Origin of the sequence: Photorhabdus hindustanensis, from assembly GCF_002968995.1 — a bacterium.
In the GTDB taxonomy this organism is placed as follows: Bacteria; Pseudomonadota; Gammaproteobacteria; order Enterobacterales; family Enterobacteriaceae; genus Photorhabdus; species Photorhabdus akhurstii.
Window position 1 is genome coordinate 1 of sequence record NZ_PUWT01000196.1, and the last position, 1,128, is coordinate 1,128.

Consider the following 1,128-nt stretch of genomic DNA (forward strand, 5'->3'; position numbering starts at 1 on the left):
GAAGGTAAAACACTGACAGCGACTTTGCCTGCTTATTTGAATGCATTAACAGGGCGTGGTGTTCACGTAGTCACAGTGAATGATTATCTGGCACAGCGCGACGCTGAAAATAACTATCCGTTTTGGCCTGCACATCCCCCAGAGTCGCCTTGCCATTCGCCGTCAGACTGATGCTACCTTGTTCTGCGGTCAGTTTCGCCGCTTCAATGTCTTTACCATTAACGGTGATATCTGTTTTGGCCTGTACATCCCCCAGAGCCGCCTTGCCACTCGCCGTCAAACTGATGCCGCCTTGCTTTGCGGTCAGTTTCGTCGTTTCAGTGTCTTTATTGTTAGCGGTTATAACCTTACCAACATCAAGCGAGTTACCACTGGTCAGAGTAATGTCTTTCCCTGCGGTTAAGGAAATACCTCTCAGATTTACTCCCGCACCAGCATGGATCTCAATATTTTCATCCGCTTCCAATTGGCTGAACTGGCGCAGACGCTGGCTAATGAGTTCTCGTTGAGCGTCATCATTCAGTACGTCACTGTCAGTATTGCTCTGATTACCATTAAACTTAGCTAAGTAAGGGGAGAGAGAAATTTCAATCTCCCCCTTGCTAGCCAAAAAGATATTTTTCGCCCGTTTAATCAACGTATTTACAAGAGAGAGTTTGCCATCAGCGGTCAGACTAATATCACCTTGCGTTGCAGTCAGGTTGGCAAGGTTAACTTCCTTACCCGGTTCGGTACTCACCAGACGGATTTTATTGGCATACATGCCCCCCAATGACCCGGTATCAATCGCTTTCCCGGGGCTATCACCTTCTCCGGCAATAGGGACAACAGTCCCATGTTTGAAATCAACCTGGTTGGCCCCCTGTGTCAACGTCAGGTTTTTCGCCTGTACTTTGCCATTTAATATTGCTGCCCGGCTGATAATATCGACATCATCCTGCGCCGTTGCATCCAGCCCCTTTTCACCGATAGTTATGGTGCCTTTTTTCACTGCTAAGGCTGCTAACGCTCCGTCTTTATCAAACACCGGTTTTCCGGTCGATAAGGTGACTGCCGGGGTATTAACAAAACCACAGCCATTACAGGTAATGCCGTTCGGGTTGGCAATGAAGACACTGGCTTTTTGTC

2 pseudogenes are annotated in these 1,128 nt (G+C 48.0%); one reads left to right on the forward strand and one right to left on the reverse strand.

Annotated features, from left to right (window positions below):
- Positions 1–126, forward strand: a pseudogene (locus C6H66_RS27870) (hypothetical protein); the annotation flags it as partial.
- A 487-nt stretch (positions 127–613) separates the two neighbouring features.
- Here the strand turns inward: C6H66_RS27870 and C6H66_RS27875 are convergent.
- A pseudogene (locus C6H66_RS27875) lies at positions 614–1,128 on the reverse strand (two-partner secretion domain-containing protein); the annotation flags it as partial.